Origin of the sequence: Paracoccus tibetensis (genome assembly GCF_900102505.1) — a bacterium.
GTDB lineage: Bacteria > Pseudomonadota > Alphaproteobacteria > Rhodobacterales > Rhodobacteraceae > Paracoccus > Paracoccus tibetensis.
Genome location: NZ_FMVT01000020.1, coordinates 1 through 15591, shown reverse-complemented (window position 1 = coordinate 15591; position 15591 = coordinate 1). Strand labels below are relative to the sequence as shown.

The window sequence follows — 15591 nt, the reverse complement described above, 5'->3', positions numbered from 1 at the left end:
TTGTCCCGCCGGGGGCGGACATCCTGTCGAAATCGCCGCCTGTCGCGGGAGGATCGACTGTCCTGCGACGTGGCGAAGGCATATGCTACCGCGCCCGCCGTTCAGTCGTAAACGCAGACATAGACCTTGCGGACGGTCTCGATCGTGCGCCAGACGCCGACGAAGCCGGGCTTCATCACGAAGGTGTCGCCGGGGCCGAAGGACTGCGTGGCTCCGCCCTTCTCCTCGATCTCGATCCGGCCGGACAGGATATGGCAATATTCGAACATCGTGCCCTTGATCGAATGCGTCTCGCCCGGAGTCGCCTCCCACACGCCGGTCAGGACCTTCTCATCGCGCGAGGCATCTTGCGGCCAGGACCTGAAGCTGGGCGTGCCCGAAATCAGGCGCTCGGGCGTGGGCTGCGATTCCTTCGGCGCGAAGGTCGGGTTGGGGTCGATGGCGATCAGGTTCGACATGCGGAACTCCTGCTGGTGGTGGCCGGCGTTTGGCTGCGGCCTTGTTTGTTGTGGTTCGATCCTCGCCCCTTGGCCAAGGCGTTCGCTGCCGAATCCGCCCATCATGCAGCCGATGATGGCGATCTGCGGGCGCGGCGCGGTGCATTCTGCGGTCGGGTCAAGGTGCCGGATAAAACCCGAGGATCGCCTTCACCTCGAGATATTCCAGCATCCCCTCGCGGCCGTATTCGCGGCCGTTGCCCGACTGCTTGTAGCCACCAAAGGGGGCGTGCGGGTCCCAGGCCGGGTAATTCAGGTGCACCTGCCCCGCCCGGATGCGGCAGGCCACGGTCTGCGCCCGCGCAAGGTCGCTGCCCTGCACATGCGCGCCGAGGCCGAAGACGGTGTCATTGGCGATCCGCACCGCCTCGTCCACGTCGTCATAGGGGATCAGGCACAGGACCGGGCCGAAGATTTCCTCTTGCGCGATGCGCATTTCGGTTCGGACGTCCGAGAAGATCGTGGGCCGCACGAACAGGCCCGCAGCAAGCCCGTCAGGCCGCCCGGGGCCGCCCGCGACAAGGCGTGCGCCCTCATCGATGCCGGCAGCGATCATCGTCTGGATGCGGTCGAACTGTGCGCGGTTGGCGATCGCACCATGCGTCGCCTGCGCGTCGAAGGGATCGCCTATCACGATCTGTGTTGCGGCCTCCTGCGCCAGCGCCTCCACCTCAGGCAGGGCAGCGCGCGGCACGATCATCCGCGTCGGCGCGCTGCAGGATTGCCCCAGATTGCGCATCGCCGCCGCCACCCCTGGCGCCACCGCGCGCACCAGATCGGCATCCGGCAGGATGACATTGGGCGACTTGCCCCCAAGTTCCTGCGCCACGCGCTTTATGGTCGGGGCGGCGGCGCGAGCGACCTCGATCCCCGCCCGGGTCGAGCCGGTAATCGAGATCATGTCAACGCCCGGATGCGCGGCCAGCGCGGCGCCCACGCAAGGACCGTCGCCCTGCACCAGGTTGAAGACACCGGGCGGAAAGCCCGCCTCCTCGATCAGCTCGGCCAGAAGCAGCGCGCTGAGCGGCGCCAGCTCGGACGGCTTCAGCACCACGCAGCAGCCGGCGGCCAGTGCCGGTGCGATCTTGGCGGTGATCTGGTAAAGCGGCCAGTTCCACGGCGTGATCAGGGCGCAAATGCCGATCGGCTCGTGCCGGATCGCGGTGGTTCCGCGCGGCGACTGGAAGGTGAACCCCTCCAGAACCTCGCGCGCAGTCCGCACATGGGCCATCGCCAGCGGCACCTGAGCGCTGCGGGCATAGGCACGCGCCGCCCCCATCTCGAGGCTCATGCAATCGGCCAGCACCTCGGCCCGCGCCTCCATCAGCGCCTCGAGCCGCGCCAGCATGGCCGCGCGAGCGGCGGGGGCGCTTTCGCTCCAACCCGTGAAGGCCGCGGTCGCCGCCATTACCGCAAGATCGACATCGGCGGTACTGCCCAGAACGATGTGGCACAGCGCCGCTTCGGTCGCGGGGTTCACGACCTCGCGCGTGAGATGCCCCCGAGGCGCCACCCATTCGCCGCCGATAAGGAAGCTTTCCAGCCTGCCACGCTGTGCCAGCATGTCGATGATCGCGCTCATGTCCGGGTCCTTTCTGTGTCCGTGGGATGTCTTCAGTCCGGCAGATCGACAAGGATCTGGCCGTCCCGCTCGGTCGCCGGATGGATCATCAGCCCGCCGCAACCCTCGGGTGCGTGATGCGGGCTGCCGTCGGTCAGGTCGAACTCGGCGAAATGCAGCGGGCAGATCAGCCGCCCGCCATCCACGAAGCCCTCGCTGAGCGAGGCGACGGCATGGGGGCACCGGTCATCGGTCACATGGACGCGGCCGTTCTGGCGCGTGGCGCACAAGGGCCCGTGCGCCGGATGCGCGATCCGCAGCAGCGCGCCCTCGACCAGATCGGCCGAAGCGCAGAGCCGGTGGCGGCTGCGCTGAACCTGCGCGGCGGGGGCGGGCCTGGCGCTGGCGGCGGGGGCGTCCGAAACCCGGCGGGCGACGCGGTGGATCTGTTCGGGCTGGTCGATCCCGATGGCGAAATCGCCGAAGTCCCAGAAATCCTCGGCCTCGGCCACCAGAGGCGCCGCGGGCGAGGGACGGCCGACGATCTGCAGCCGGCGGCCGAACTGCTCGGACCAGAAGCGGGGCGGCGCGGGCGGCGCAGGGGCCAGGCCCAGGATTTGCCGGGCGACGGCCTCGGCCTGCGCTTCGGCGTTCTGCCAGGATTCGATCCGCCCTGCCGGCGGGCGCGCGACGTCGCCGATGGCAAAGACCGCCGGATCGCGCGTCGCGCCGCCGTCATCCGTGACGATGCCGTCGTCGCAGTCCAGCCCCGCCCGGCGCGCGATCCCGTCATTGGCCCTCATGCCGATGGCGACCAGAAGGTGGTCGGCGACCAGATCCTGCCCGCCGTTGCGGCAGGCGATGTGGTCTGCGTGTTCCTGAAAGCGCGGCTCTGCTTTGACATGCAGCCGCACGCCATGCGCGCAATGCATCCTGGCCAGCGCCTCGGCGACGATGCCGGGCAGCACCCGAGGCGCCAGCCGATCGCCCCTGAGGAACAGGTCGACCTCGGCCCCGGCCATCCGGGCTGCCGCCGCCAGCTCCATCCCGATCCAGCCGCCGCCCTGAATGAAAAGCCGCGCGCCCGGCCGCAGCACCCGCCACAGGCGTTCGGCATCCTCGCGCAGGCGAAGCGAATGCACCCGGCCATGACCGCGGTCAAGGCCAGGAAGCCGCCGCGCCCGCCCGCCGGTCGCCAGGATCAGCCTGTCATAGGGCAGGATCTCGCCCTCGGCCGTCTCGACCTGTCGCGCCCGCAGGTCAAGCGCGGCAGCGGCATTGCCGAGGTCCATCTCGATCCGGGTCCTGGCGGCCTCGTCCGAGCTCAGGATGGGCGCACCTGGCGCGGCGGATTTGGACAGGGGGGGCCGCTCATAGGGCAGATGACGTTCCTCGGCGAGGATCCAGATGGGACCCGCATGGCCAAGCCGCCGCAGCGCCCGCGCGGCCGTGGCCCCCGCCTGCCCGCCGCCGACGATCACGACCCGCGTCGGCTGCGCCTTGACGCGCAGCGTGGCGCCAGGCTCGATCCCGCCCTCGTCAAGGACATCGCAATAGATGCCGAAATTGCGCTCATACTGCCGGACGAGGGCGCGCAGGATGTCCGGATCCTGCGGCAATTCGCCGGCCGGCAGCGTCGTGAAGCCGCAGCGACCGCAGGGTACGGTGCCGCGCAGCCGCAGGCCGCCCAGGGTGAATTCCTGGCCGAGCAGCGCGTATTCCGGGATATCTCCGCCAAGATGCGGCAGATCGACCAGAAGGTTGGGCCTGAAGCGCCGCGCGTCGACCGCGCTGCCCGGCAGGTGCCGGCGCAGGCTGTCCAGTGCCTGCACGCTGAGCAGATGCAGCGGCGCGCGGTTGTAGCGTGGCCGGTCGGCGGCACCATAGGCGCGCAACTGGATCTGCTGTCCAAAGACCTCGGCCAGCAGCCCTGCGACATCGTCTCCCACCGCCCATCCCTGACCGGCTGAAATCTCAAGGCGGCGATCCACGAGACGCGCTGCTGCCAGAGGCGCCGCATTCCAGCGAGCGTCACGGACCGGATAGATGTTTGTTCCGTTGCTTCGGTCAAAAACGCCGTAAGCTCGGTCGCCCTCGACGCCCCCAAAGGTAAGACGGGCCGAGGTTAAGCACTCGCCCGCCAACGAGCTAACCGGATAGCGCCAGATCTGAATAACCTTCCCGATCTCCGCCGAGTCGATACGGACCCTCGCGCCAATTCCATCGCTCTCGCGCATAATTCGCGCCTCCATCATCGTTTGGGCAAAGACCAGACTACGAGAACATGGCGGTGGCATCCTGCCGAAAGCGCCGCCGAATGCAGCGCAGCCTGCGCGGAACGCGCCAGCTTGCAGCAGATTGTGGCACCGCCTCTCTCGATGCAGCCAGACACGGGCACTCCCGGATCGAGAGGGCGGGCCTCCCCGCACGAGGCTCAAATAGCGTTTGAGCGAGCGTTCATACAGCTACACCCTGCGTCCGAGGCCACCACTTCCTGTTCCGCCAATTCTCCACCTGACGGCCCGTGACCTCTGAAGATCGGCTCTGCCTAACTGCTTCATGTCGCTGCCGGGTTCGCCCGCCAGAGGCGGAAGCGGCTGGCGCCGGTGATCTCGCGGATCACGCCCATGGCGGTCATGCGGTTCAACATCCGTTCGGCGGTCATCCGGCTGATGCCGGCGCCAGCCGCGACGTCCTCGGCCGAGACCAGCGGGCGGGCGGCGAGAACGGCGATGACCCGTCCGGCGTTTGGGCCCCGGATGCCCCCCGTGGCCCGCCGCGCCCCCGCCGCCCACGTCTCGAGGCGGCGGATCTCGTCGCGCCCGGCGCGCACGCCGACGCTGATGGCGGCAAGATGGCCGGCCAGGCGATCCTCGACGGCCCCGCCCGCCGTCCAGACCCGGCGGCCGGCGGCACCAAGCGGCGCGAAGAGGAGCCGCTCGCAGCCCTGCGCCATCAGCCGCCCCGCATAAACCGCCGGCTCGATCACCCGGTCCGGCGGCGACAGCCCGGCCTGCCGCCAGAGGAGCCCCGCCAGGCAGCCCCGCACCAGCGGGTGCAGCTCCGCTGCCGCCGCGATCCGCGCCCGGTAATCCGCCGCCCCCTGCGCGAAGTCCGGCCCGCGCAGCCGCCCCCCAGCGCCGGGCTCCGTCCCGGCCGATCGATGCAGGCCCAGGAAGGCCGGCAGGTCGGTCAAGGCGCCCTGCCCTTCCAGCCGCCGCAGCGCCCATCGCGCCAGCCGCATCGCCTCGGGATCGGAGGCCGCCCGCGCGTCCAGGGCGTCGCGGCCGATCTCCTCGCGCGGCAGGACGGTGCCGCCGGCCCAGAGCATGGCCTCGGTCTCGGCCAACGCCAGCCGGGTGACGGCCCCGTGGGCGGCTGCCGGGTCCAGGGTGGCCAGCGTCGCGTCCAGCCGTCCGAGCGCCGCGGCCGCCTCGGCCAAGGGCAGGGCCAGCGCCGCCTGCGCCTCCTGCCAGGCGGCGGGATCGCCCGGATCAGGGCCGTTTTGGGGATCTGTCGCAAACTCTACAGCGTGACGCAGTTGGTCGATGACCGCCTCGGCGTCAGGCGGCGATCTCACAGAACTGCTGGAAAGGACGGAGCTCGGGCCTGAACTGGCCCTTGCGGATCATGTTGACCAGTTCGATCCCGGCAGTGGTCGCCGCCGCTGCCTTGAAGCTCTTGAAGCCCAGCATCGGTCTCACCCGGCGCTTGATGAAGCGGTGGTCCTGCTCGACGAGATTGTTGAGATACTTGATCCGCACCATCTCGATCGGCACCGGGCAGCCGAAGCGCTTCAACATTCGGTTGATGTCCTTGATGCCTTCGGTGTTGGCGGCGCTCTTGTCGATGACAATTTTCCGGGGCAGGCCGTTCACCTCCATTGCGCGGGCGAAGAACTTGATCGCCGCGGGCTTGTTCCGGCGCTCCGAGAGCATGAAGTCCAGCGTCTTTCCGAACTTGTCGACGGCGCGGTAGAGATAGACCCACTGGCCTTTCACCTTGATGTAGGTCTCGTCCATGCGCCAGGATCTGTCAGTAGGCTGCTTGCGCCGACGCGCATCTTCCGCAACCTGACCCGCATAGCGCTCCACCCACCGGTTGAGCGTGGCATGGTCAACTATGACACCTCGCTCGGCCATGATCTCCTCGAGGTCGCGGTACGACACCCCGTAGCGCAGGTAGAAGAAGACCGCGTGCAGGATCACGTCCTTAGGAAAGTGGGCACCTTTGAAGGATACAATCATTGCTCATCCCCACTGATCGGCTGGACTCACGCCATCATATCCTTCCGGCACAGACCTGCCGAGGATTTGCGACAGATCCGTCGGTAAATGCTGTCGAATTGCAGCAACTGTACCAAGCTCTCGGCGGCGAGGACGGGCTGCCCGGAGGATTGGCGTTACTTGCCGCGCGCGGCGCAGAAGGGGCAGAGTACGTCGTGGGCGGTCAAAGCCGGCGAGTCGCGGCGCATCAGGTGCCAGTGATCGACACCACCGGCGCCGGAGACGTCTTTCTAGGTGTCTTTCTGGCAGAATTAGACGGCGCCCATCCGGTCGAGGCGGCTCTGACACTTGCCGCAGCCGCAGCCGGAGCCGCCGTCCAAGTCGGCCGAAAGGGCGCGGTCAGTGCGATCCCGACTCGTACGGAGGTCGAGGCGGCATCAATCGCCAAAAATGAACGGCTCACCAGAGCCCGTCGCAGCCAGCCGTGTGAAAGGCCGGAGCCGGGAAATAGGAACACTCTCCATGCGTGACAGGACTTGCGCCAAATCTCCACAAGGTCTGACCCGTGGCCGAAGTCGTTGGCACCGGCTTGCCACCTATTTCCCCGTGTCAGGTTAGCGCAGTAGAGACGCTGTCAAAAAACCGCGGTAAGTGGCAGCTGCCTGTCGAAATCAGCTTCCTGATCCTTGCTTTCAAATGCTGGACACGCGCATTAACGGCAACGGAAAATTCTCCGGCTCCGGTTGCTGCCAGAGGCCGGAAAATCCAAGATCTCTTTGGAAGGCGCGAGTCACGCCGCGCGAGCAGCGCTGCAGATAATAAGACGATGTGTTTCTCAGGCTGCATGGATCACGGGGTCGCTGAACCGCACAATGGAGCCGACGTGCTATGATTCATTCTGGCGCCGTCTGGCACGATGATTGAGCATTGACTAGGTCCTTGGGCAGCACACGGACAGGAGACATCCATGACACGAACCGCTCTGGTGGTCGGCGCAACCGGTATCCAAGGTCAGGCCATTGCAGAACAGCTGGTCCGCGAGGGCTGGACGGTCCTCGGCCTCAGCCGCACGCCTCAACCGCAGGAAGGGGTGACGCCGGTGGCCGCTGACCTTCTGGACGCCGCATCGGTCGCGAAGGCGCTGGAAGCGCTTGCGCCGTCGCACGTCTTCCTCACAACGTGGCTGCGTCAGCGGACAGAGGCCGAGAACATCCGTGTCAACGCAGTGATGCTGCGGAACCTCTTTGACGGCTTGCGCCCGCTCGAGACGGTTCGCCACGTGGCGCTAGTGACCGGGCTCAAGCACTATCTCGGTCCGTTCGAGGCCTATGGGAAGGGCCGGCTGCCTCAGACCCCGTTCCGAGAAGACCAGGGCCGCTTGGACGTCGAGAACTTCTACTACGCCCAGGAGGACGAGCTGTTTGCCGCGGCCGAGCGCGACGGCTTCACCTGGAGCGTCCACCGCCCCCATACCGTGATCGGCAAGGCGGTTGGCAACGCGATGAACATGGGCACGACCCTGGCTGTCTATGCCTCGATCTGTCGCGAAACCGGCCGCCCGTTCCGCTTTCCGGGGTCTGAAACGCAATGGAACAGCCTGACCGACATGACGGACGCGCGCCAGCTGGCGGCGCAGGTGATCTGGGCCGCGCAGACGCCCGCCGCCCATGATCAAGACTTCAACATCGTGAACGGAGACGTCTTCCGCTGGAGCTGGATGTGGCATCGACTGGCGGAGTGGTTCGGCATCAAGGCCGAGAACTTCGACGGGGTCGAACGGCCGTTGGCCGAGCAGATGGCTGGGGATGCCGACATCTGGACCCGCATCGCTGTGCGGGAGGGACTGGAGGAAAGCGACATCACGCGCCTGGCGTCGCCGTGGCATACCGATGCCGACCTGGGCCGGCCGATCGAAGTCGTGACCGACATGTCGAAGAGCCGAAAGCTCGGGTTTACCGGTTATCAAGCCACGGATGATGCGTTCTTCGATCTCTTCGAGCGGCTGCGCGCTGACCGGATTATCCCCTGAACTAAGAGCACTGGCGCGGCCGCGGCCGCGTCAGCTGTCGAAGGTTCCGGTCATCAGCGCGTGGCTCACGCCGCCTTGCAGATGCTGCTCAAGCACCGCGCGGGCGCCGGCGGCATCGCGACGCAGAGCGCAGTCATGCAGCGCGCGATGCTCGTCCGCCGCGATCCGGCCTCGGTAGGACAGGGCGATCATCTGGTAGCGCAGATACTTGTCAAATATCGCGCCGTGCAGCTGCATCAGCATCTGAGATCCGCAGGCCGATATCAGGGCCTGATGGAACTGCCAGTCATACTGCTTCCACAGCTCCGCCGCGCTGCGGTCGTTCGCGGCCATGCGCTCTTCCAGGGAGACCAGCCGGTGATAGGCGGCGACAAGCTGCGCTTCCCATTCGACATCGCCGGCGGCGAAGGAATCCTCCAGCGCCTGCCCCTCGAGGAGAAGGCGCAGCTGCGCGATCTCGTGCAGGTTTGCGGCCGACACGGGCGCTACCTCGAAGCCCCGCTGCCCCTCGGCGATGACGAGGCCTTCGGAGGTCAGCCGGTTCAGGATCTCGCGCAGGGTGCTGATGCTGACGCCGTAGCTGGCGCGCAGGCTGTCGAGCCGCAGCTTCTGGCGCGGCAGCAGGCGGCCCATCAGGATATCGCCGCGCACCTGTCGCCATCCGCGCTCGCCGACCGACAGGTCTGCGTCGCGCCTAGGTTCGCGCGGGCGCGCGCCTGGCACAGAACTGTCAGGCAGCGCGGCGTCCAGCAGGCCCTGCGCCATGCTGTGCTCGATGCAGCCCTGGATATGACGATGCAGCACCGACTCCGCGTCTTCGATGCGGCGGTCCAGCGCCGCCTGCCGAAGGGCCTCGTGCTCGGCGGCGGCGGCCTCTCCACGGAAGATCACCGCCACGATCTGGTAGCGCTGAAAGCGGTCAAAGATGGCGGCGTGAGCTGCGAGAAGCTCCTGCGAGGCGCAGGCCGAGATCAGCGTGCGGTGGAACTCGCGGTCATATTGCTTCCACTCCGTGCTGCGGCTGCGGTCACCCGAGAGCATCAGCTGCTCCATCCGGTTCAACTTGTGGAAAGACCCGACGACCTGCCCCTCCCATTCCAGCGTTCCCGCTGCAAAGGACTGCCGCATGGCACGGGTTTCGAGCAGCTCGCGCAGCGCGGCCAGTTCCACGAACTCCTGGGTGCTCAGCGGCGCGACCTCGAAGCCGCGTGTCTCTACCACCACCAGCCCTTCGCTGGTCAGCCGGTAGAGCGCCTCGCGCAAGGTGCTGATGCTGGCGGCGTAGTGCGACTTCAGCGTTTCGAGGCGCATGCGGTCACGGGGTGGAAGTCGACCGGACACGATATCCGCTCGAATGGCCCGGTAGGCGCTTTCGCCAGAGGTTTCCTGTGGATCAGCCAGCATCATCAGAGACTTTTCCCTCAGTATCGTCTGCCGCACAACAGTGCTTCCCATACAGCTACACCCGGCGAGCATCATACGAAACGCATAATGTTTGGTGACACGCGATTTAGCTGTTGAACGATGAGGCATCTGATGGCACCGTGTCAGTCGCGGTGCGGAGGAACGGACACCGCAGCATCTCGACATGATCCTGTGGGAGGAAACCTATGGACCACGCTTTTTCGCGCCGCGCCTTGCTTGCCGGCTGCGCCATGCTGCTTGCGGTCGGTCACGCCGGCAACGCATCCGCTCAGGACAAGCCGCTGCTGCGCTTCTCTGCCGTGTTCTCTGATCAGGACATCCGCGCCCAGATGATCCAGCAGTTCGAAGAGGCGATCGCCGAAGACTTCGACATGGAGATCCACTACGGCGGCACGCTGTTCAGCCAAGGAACCGAGCTTGTGGCCCTGCAGCGCGGCAACCTCGAGATGGGCAACATCGCGCCCCAGGACATCGCCAACCAGATCCCGGCCTGGTCGATCCTGACCTCGGCCTACCTGTTCCGCGACGCCGATCATTTGCTGGCCTTCTTCGAGAGCGAGGCAGGCGACGAGATGAAGGCGATGGCGGAAGAGCAGCTGGGCGTCCACATTCTTGGGCCCACCTTCTTCGGCACCCGGCATGTCGGGCTCGTGCCTGACCGCCGGATCGAGACGCCCGAGGACATGTCGGGCATCCGCCTGCGGATGCCGCCGGGCGAGGCCTGGCAGTTCCTCGGCGAGGCGATCGGCGCGAACCCCACCGCGATGGCCTATGCCGAGGTCTATACCGGCCTGCAGACCGGCGCCATCGACGGGCAGGACAACCCGCTGCCCAACGTGCAGAACATGCGCTTCTACGAGGTGATGAGCCAGATCGCCCTGACCTCTCATCTCGTCGCCTTCGACCTGCTGACCGTCTCCTCCTCGGTCTGGAACGAGATGACGCCCGAGCAGCAGGAGGCATTCCAGGCCGCCGCGGATGAGGCCATCGCCTGGAGCACGGCAGAGCATCAGCGCAGCGAGACCGAGCTGGCGACGTTCTTCACCGAGCAGGGGCTCGAAGTATACGAACCCAATATCGACGCGTTCCGCAGCTTCGCGCAGGACCGCTACCTCAATTCGCCCATCTCGGCCGACTGGCCCGAGGGCATGGTCGAGCGCATCAACGGGCTCTGATCGAGATGGGGCCGGCGATCCGGCCCCGTTCTTCGCTAGCGGCGACACTTCCGGAGCGCGACATGCGACATGGCCTTTCTCGGGCGGCGTCCTGGCTCAGGCACGCGGCCGACGCCATCGCGGCGGCAATGCTGGCCACGATGTTCCTGTCCTTCATCATCACCATCCTCTTCCGCTACGTGCTGAACTGGCCCGCAGGTTGGGCCTCCGAGCTGAGCACCGTGATGTGGATCTGGCTGGTGCTGTTCGGCGCCGCCTTTCTGCTGCGCGAGGAGGACGAGATCCGCTTCGACATCGTCTATGGCAGCGTCCGTCCGGGCATCCGGCGATTCATGACGGTGATTGCCGCGCTCGGGCTGGTCGGCCTGTTCCTCATATCGCTGCCCGCGGTCTGGGACTACGTGACCTTCATGCGGGTTCAGCGAACGTCCTACCTGCGCATCCGCTACGACTGGCTCTATTCGATCTACGTCGTCTTCGCCGTGGCGATCATCTGCCGCTACCTGTGGCTGGGTGCGAGGGCGGCCATCGGCCACGACCCGATGGCCGGCAACAGCAACCTTGAGCGCGGCGAGTAAGCATGGACCCCTTCACCATCGCGCTTCTGGTCATCGGCGCCTTCGCCATCCTGGGCATTCCCATCGGGTTGTCGATGATCGGCGGCTCCATCGTCTATCTCTACATGCGCGGGCAGGACATGGGTCTGGTGGCCGAGCGCCTGCTGAACAGCATGTTCACCGGCTATGTCATCCTCGCCGTGCCGCTGTTCATCCTGGCGGCCGAGTTGATGAACATCGGCTCGATGACCGACCGGCTGCTGCGCTTCTGCAACGCGCTGGTCGGCCGGTTCCGCGGCGGGCTGGCCTATGTCAACATCGTCCAGTCCATCGTGTTTTCGGGCATGTCCGGCTCGGCCTTCGCGGATGCGGCAGGGACGGGGCGGATCATCGCCAACATGATGACCCGCGACGGCCGCTACACCCGCAGCTTCGCGGCGGCCCTGACCGCCTCTGCCGCGGTCATCGGACCAATCGTGCCACCGTCCATCCCGATGGTGCTTTACGCGCTCGTCTCGAACGCCTCCATCGGCTTCCTATTCCTGGCGGGCATCCTGCCGGGCCTGCTGATGGGGCTGATGCTGATGGTCGTGGTCTTCCTGACCGCCCGCCACAGGTCCTTCCCGGTCGAGGCGCCGGTGCCGCTGCGCCAGCTTCCCGGCATCACCTTCCATGCCTTCCCTGCGCTGATGATGCCCGTCGTCCTGCTGGGCGGTATCTACAGCGGCGCCATGACCCCGACCGAGGCCGCCGCCGTCGCCGCCGCCTATGCCTTCATCATCTCGGTCGTGCTCTACCGCAGCGTCAGCGTGGCGCAGGTCTACAGCTCGCTGGTGCGCGGGGCGCGCTCGTCGGTCGCCATCGGCATGCTGATCGCGGGCGCGCTGGTCTTCAACTACGTCGTCACCGCCGAAAACATCCCGCAGGCGCTGCGGATCTTTCTGGAGGGCTACGACCTGACGCCGCTGCAGTTCCTGCTGATGGTCAACGTCGCGCTGCTGCTGCTGGGTTGCCTTCTGGAAGGCACGGCGATCATCCTGATCATCGTGCCGGTTTTCATCCCGACGGCCAACGCGCTCGGCATCGACCTGGTGCATTTCGGGGTGATCGCGGTGGTCAACATCATGATCGGCCTCATCACGCCGCCCTACGGCCTTCTGATCTTCATCATGCAGAGCATTACCCGGGCGCCGCTACGCAACATCTTCATCGACCTCGTCCCGTTCATTGCGGCGCTCATCTTTGCGCTAGCCGTCATCACGCTCTTCCCCGACCTCGTCCTGTGGTTGCCGCGCCAGTTCGGCTACCAGGGATGACCCAACGATCTGGCTGACCATGTCGAAACCGATCCACGTCCTCAACGGCCCGAACCTCAACCGTCTCGGCAAGCGCGAGCCCGAGATCTACGGCCACACCACCCTGGCCGAGATCGAGCGCCAGTGCCGCGACGCCGCCGGCGACCGGGCGCTTGTCTTTCGGCAGTCGAACAGCGAGGCGCAGATCATCGATTGGATCCACGAGGCCATCGACGACGCGGCCGCAATCGTCATCAACCCGGCGGGACTGACCTTCACCTCGATCCCGATCCTCGACGCGCTGAAGATGTTTCCCGGCCCGATCATCGAGCTGCATATCTCGAACATCCACCGGCGCGAGGCGATCTACCACAACTCGCTGATGTCGCGCGCGGCAACGGCCGTCATCGCGGGGCTCGGGCCCGCCGGCTATCCCATCGCCGTGCGCGCCGTGCTGGATATGGCGGATGCGCATGCAAACGCCTGACACGATCCTTCTGGGCCTGATCGGCGACAACATTGCCGCCTCTCAGTCGCCGCGGCTGCACCGGCTGGCGGGGGCGCAGAACGGGCGCGCGGTGCGCTATGACAGCCTGATCCCGCGGCAGGAGGGGCTGGATTTCAATGCGCTTTTCGACCGATGCGCCGGCGGGGGCTATCGCGGCATCAATGTGACCTATCCCTACAAGGAGGTCGTCGCCGGGCGCCTGCGCATTGACGATCCGCTGGTGGCGGCCATCGGCGCCTGCAACACGGTGCTTTTCGGGAACGGCCAGCCGCAGGGATTTAACACCGACTATTCGGGCTTTGTCTCCGCCTACCGCCGGGTGCGGGGGAACGCCGCGCCGGGTGTGGTGCTGATGATCGGCGCGGGCGGCGTTGGCCGGGCAGTGGCCTTCGGGCTGATTGCGCTTGGCGTCACCGAAATCCGGCTGGCCGACCGCGACCACGCCAAGGCCGAAGGCTTGGCACAGGCGCTGCGGGCGGCGCGCCCGGAACTGGCGGTCGCGACCGGCACGGAGGCTGCGGCGTTGGCGCCAGGGGCGCAGGGCCTCATCAACTGCACCCCTGTCGGCATGATCGGCTATGAGGGCACGCCGCTGCCAGCGCCGCTGATAGCGGGGGCAACGTGGGCCTTCGACGCCGTCTACACGCCGGTAAACACGCAGTTCCTGATTGAGGCCGCGGTTGAAGGCCTCGACATCATCTCAGGTTACGAGCTGTTTGTGGGGCAGGGCGTCGATGCGTGGTCGATCTTCACCGGCCTTCCGCTGGACGAGGCGCGGCTTCGCGCCGATCTGGCCGCGGGGCGGGACATATGAAGACCTCGATCGCCACCGTCACCGTCTCGGGCACTCTGCCCACCAAGCTGGCCGCCATCGCCGCTGCCGGCTTCGACGGGATCGAGATCTTCGAGCAGGACTTCCTCGCCTCGGACTTCACCCCCGCCGAGGTCGGGCGCATGGTGCGCGATCACGGGCTTCAGATCACGCTCTTCCAGCCCTTCCGCGACTTCGAGGCCCTGCCCGAGCCGCACCGCACCCGTGCCTTCGCGCGGGCCGAGCGCAAGTTCGAGCTGATGACCCAGCTGGGCACCGACCTGATGCTGGTCTGCTCGACCATGCATCCCGCCGCGATGGGCGGCATCGACCGCATGGCGCAGGACTTCCGCGACCTGGGCGATCTGGCCGCCCGCCACGGCGTCCGCGTCGGCTTCGAGGCGCTCTGCTGGGGCCGCCACGTCTTCGACCACCGCGACGCGTGGGAGGTTGTGCGCCGCGCGGACCACCGCCATGTCGGCCTGATCCTCGACAGCTTCCACACGCTGGCCCGCAAGATCGATCCCGACACGATCCGCGCCATCCCCGGCGACCGGATCTTCTTCGTCCAGCTGGCCGACGCGCCGGCGATCGACATGGATCTGCTCTACTGGTCGCGCCATTTCCGCAACATGCCTGGCGAGGGCGATCTGGACGTCACCGGCTTCATGCGCGCGGTCGCGGCGACCGGCTATGACGGCCCGCTCAGCCTCGAGATCTTCAACGACCAGTTCCGAGCTGGCCTGCCGCGGATGGTCGCGCAGGACGGGCACCGCAGCCTGATCGCGCTGATGGACGCGGTGCTCCGGGGGGCCGAGCCCGCTCTCGCGCCCGTCGCTCTGCCGCCCCCGGCTCCGGTCGGCCGCGTCGAGTTCATCGAGTTCGCGACCACGCCCGCCGAGGCCCCCGCGCTGGAGGCGCTGCTGGACAGCGCGGGCTTTGCGCGGGCGGGGGCGCATGTGTCCAAGCCCGTGACGCTCTGGCGGCAGGGCCGCGCGAACGTGCTGGTGAACACCGGCGAGGCGGGCTTCACCCACAGCACCTACCTGACCCACGGCACCACGGTCTCTGAGATCGCGCTGATGGTGCCGGATGCTCAGGCGGCCTTCGCCCGCGCCACGGGCCTTCTGGCCCAGCCCCATGGCGAGGAGCCGGCCGCGGGCGAGCTGCGGATCCCGGCGATCCGCGGCGTCGGCGGCAGCGTGCTGCGGCTTCTGGACGAGGGCGCGGACCTTGCCGGCATCTGGCAGGTGGACTTCGCCGCCTCCCCCGCGGAGCTTGGCGCCGGGATCACCGGCATCGACCATATCGGCCAGACCATGGCCTATGACGAAATGCTCAGCTGGTCGCTCTTCTACACGGCGATCTTCGACGCCCGAAAGGCGCCGATGGTGGACGTGGCCGATCCCGACGGGCTGGTGCGCAGCCAGGCGATCCGCGCGGGTGGCCTGCGGGTCACGCTGAACGGCGCCGAGGCGCGCCACACCCTCGCCGGCCGCTTCATCGA

At 67.1% G+C, this 15591-nt stretch carries 14 protein-coding genes; 8 read left to right on the top strand and 6 right to left on the bottom strand.

Annotation, left to right across the window (positions count from 1 at the left end; genetic code table 11):
* Positions 1-101: 101 nt before the first annotated feature.
* The 5 genes from BLP73_RS17915 to BLP73_RS17895 all read right to left on the bottom strand — a co-directional run bounded on the left by BLP73_RS17915 (position 102) and on the right by BLP73_RS17895 (position 6305).
* A complete protein-coding gene (locus BLP73_RS17915; RefSeq protein ID WP_090748084.1) occupies positions 102-458 on the bottom strand; it encodes a cupin domain-containing protein in 357 nt (118 codons plus the stop codon).
* A gap of 157 nt (positions 459-615) precedes the next feature.
* The gene (locus BLP73_RS17910) at positions 616-2079 is read right to left on the bottom strand and encodes an aldehyde dehydrogenase family protein (RefSeq protein ID WP_090748082.1); all 1464 of its coding nucleotides are present in this window, start codon (positions 2077-2079) and stop codon (positions 616-618) included.
* Positions 2080-2111: 32 nt separating this feature from the next.
* The gene (locus BLP73_RS17905) at positions 2112-4007 is read right to left on the bottom strand and encodes an FAD-dependent oxidoreductase (protein WP_175453426.1); all 1896 of its coding nucleotides are present in this window, start codon (positions 4005-4007) and stop codon (positions 2112-2114) included.
* A 608-nt stretch (positions 4008-4615) separates the two neighbouring features.
* Positions 4616-5638 (bottom strand): hypothetical protein, encoded by a 1023-nt coding sequence (locus BLP73_RS17900; RefSeq protein WP_245686748.1) that lies wholly within the window; start codon positions 5636-5638, stop codon positions 4616-4618.
* The gene (locus tag BLP73_RS17895) at positions 5622-6305 is read right to left on the bottom strand and encodes an IS6 family transposase (RefSeq protein ID WP_090748078.1); all 684 of its coding nucleotides are present in this window, start codon (positions 6303-6305) and stop codon (positions 5622-5624) included. The genes BLP73_RS17900 and BLP73_RS17895 overlap by 17 nt, the downstream gene beginning before the upstream one ends.
* Between BLP73_RS17895 and BLP73_RS17890 the strand changes: the two genes are divergently transcribed.
* Both BLP73_RS17890 and BLP73_RS17885 read left to right on the top strand, forming a co-directional pair.
* Positions 6305-6814 (top strand): PfkB family carbohydrate kinase, encoded by a 510-nt coding sequence (locus BLP73_RS17890; protein ID WP_175453425.1) that lies wholly within the window; start codon positions 6305-6307, stop codon positions 6812-6814. The two genes, BLP73_RS17895 and BLP73_RS17890, sit on opposite strands and share 1 nt — an antisense overlap.
* Before the next feature lie 437 nt (positions 6815-7251).
* Entirely contained in the window at positions 7252-8313 is a 1062-nt protein-coding gene (locus BLP73_RS17885; protein WP_090748072.1) for an SDR family oxidoreductase, read from the top strand.
* Between the two features lie 30 nt (positions 8314-8343).
* Here BLP73_RS17885 and BLP73_RS19975 read toward each other — a convergent pair whose 3' ends face one another.
* Positions 8344-9717 carry a GntR family transcriptional regulator gene (locus BLP73_RS19975; protein WP_342672094.1) on the bottom strand — a complete coding sequence of 458 codons (1374 nt, stop codon included), beginning with the start codon at positions 9715-9717 and terminating at the stop codon, positions 8344-8346.
* Positions 9718-9923: 206 nt separating this feature from the next.
* Here BLP73_RS19975 and dctP point away from each other — a divergent pair, with 206 nt between their 5' ends.
* The 6 genes from dctP to BLP73_RS17850 form a co-directional block, all read left to right on the top strand.
* Positions 9924-10913, top strand: coding sequence for a TRAP transporter substrate-binding protein DctP (gene dctP, locus BLP73_RS17875; RefSeq protein ID WP_090748066.1), 990 nt, complete (start codon positions 9924-9926; stop codon positions 10911-10913).
* Positions 10914-10975: 62 nt separating this feature from the next.
* Entirely contained in the window at positions 10976-11491 is a 516-nt protein-coding gene (locus BLP73_RS17870; RefSeq protein WP_090748063.1) for a TRAP transporter small permease, read from the top strand.
* Positions 11492-11493: 2 nt separating this feature from the next.
* A complete protein-coding gene (locus BLP73_RS17865) occupies positions 11494-12786 on the top strand; it encodes a TRAP transporter large permease (RefSeq protein WP_090748060.1) in 1293 nt (430 codons plus the stop codon).
* Between the two features lie 19 nt (positions 12787-12805).
* Positions 12806-13252 carry a type II 3-dehydroquinate dehydratase gene (locus BLP73_RS17860; protein WP_090748057.1) on the top strand — a complete coding sequence of 149 codons (447 nt, stop codon included), beginning with the start codon at positions 12806-12808 and terminating at the stop codon, positions 13250-13252.
* Positions 13239-14087, top strand: a complete 849-nt coding sequence (locus tag BLP73_RS17855; protein ID WP_090748131.1) for a shikimate dehydrogenase family protein — start codon at positions 13239-13241, stop codon at positions 14085-14087. Before BLP73_RS17860 ends, BLP73_RS17855 begins: the two co-directional genes overlap by 14 nt.
* Positions 14084-15591: sugar phosphate isomerase/epimerase and 4-hydroxyphenylpyruvate domain-containing protein (locus BLP73_RS17850; protein WP_090748054.1), on the top strand; the 1508-nt coding region annotated here is incomplete at its 3' end. The genes BLP73_RS17855 and BLP73_RS17850, both read left to right, overlap by 4 nt.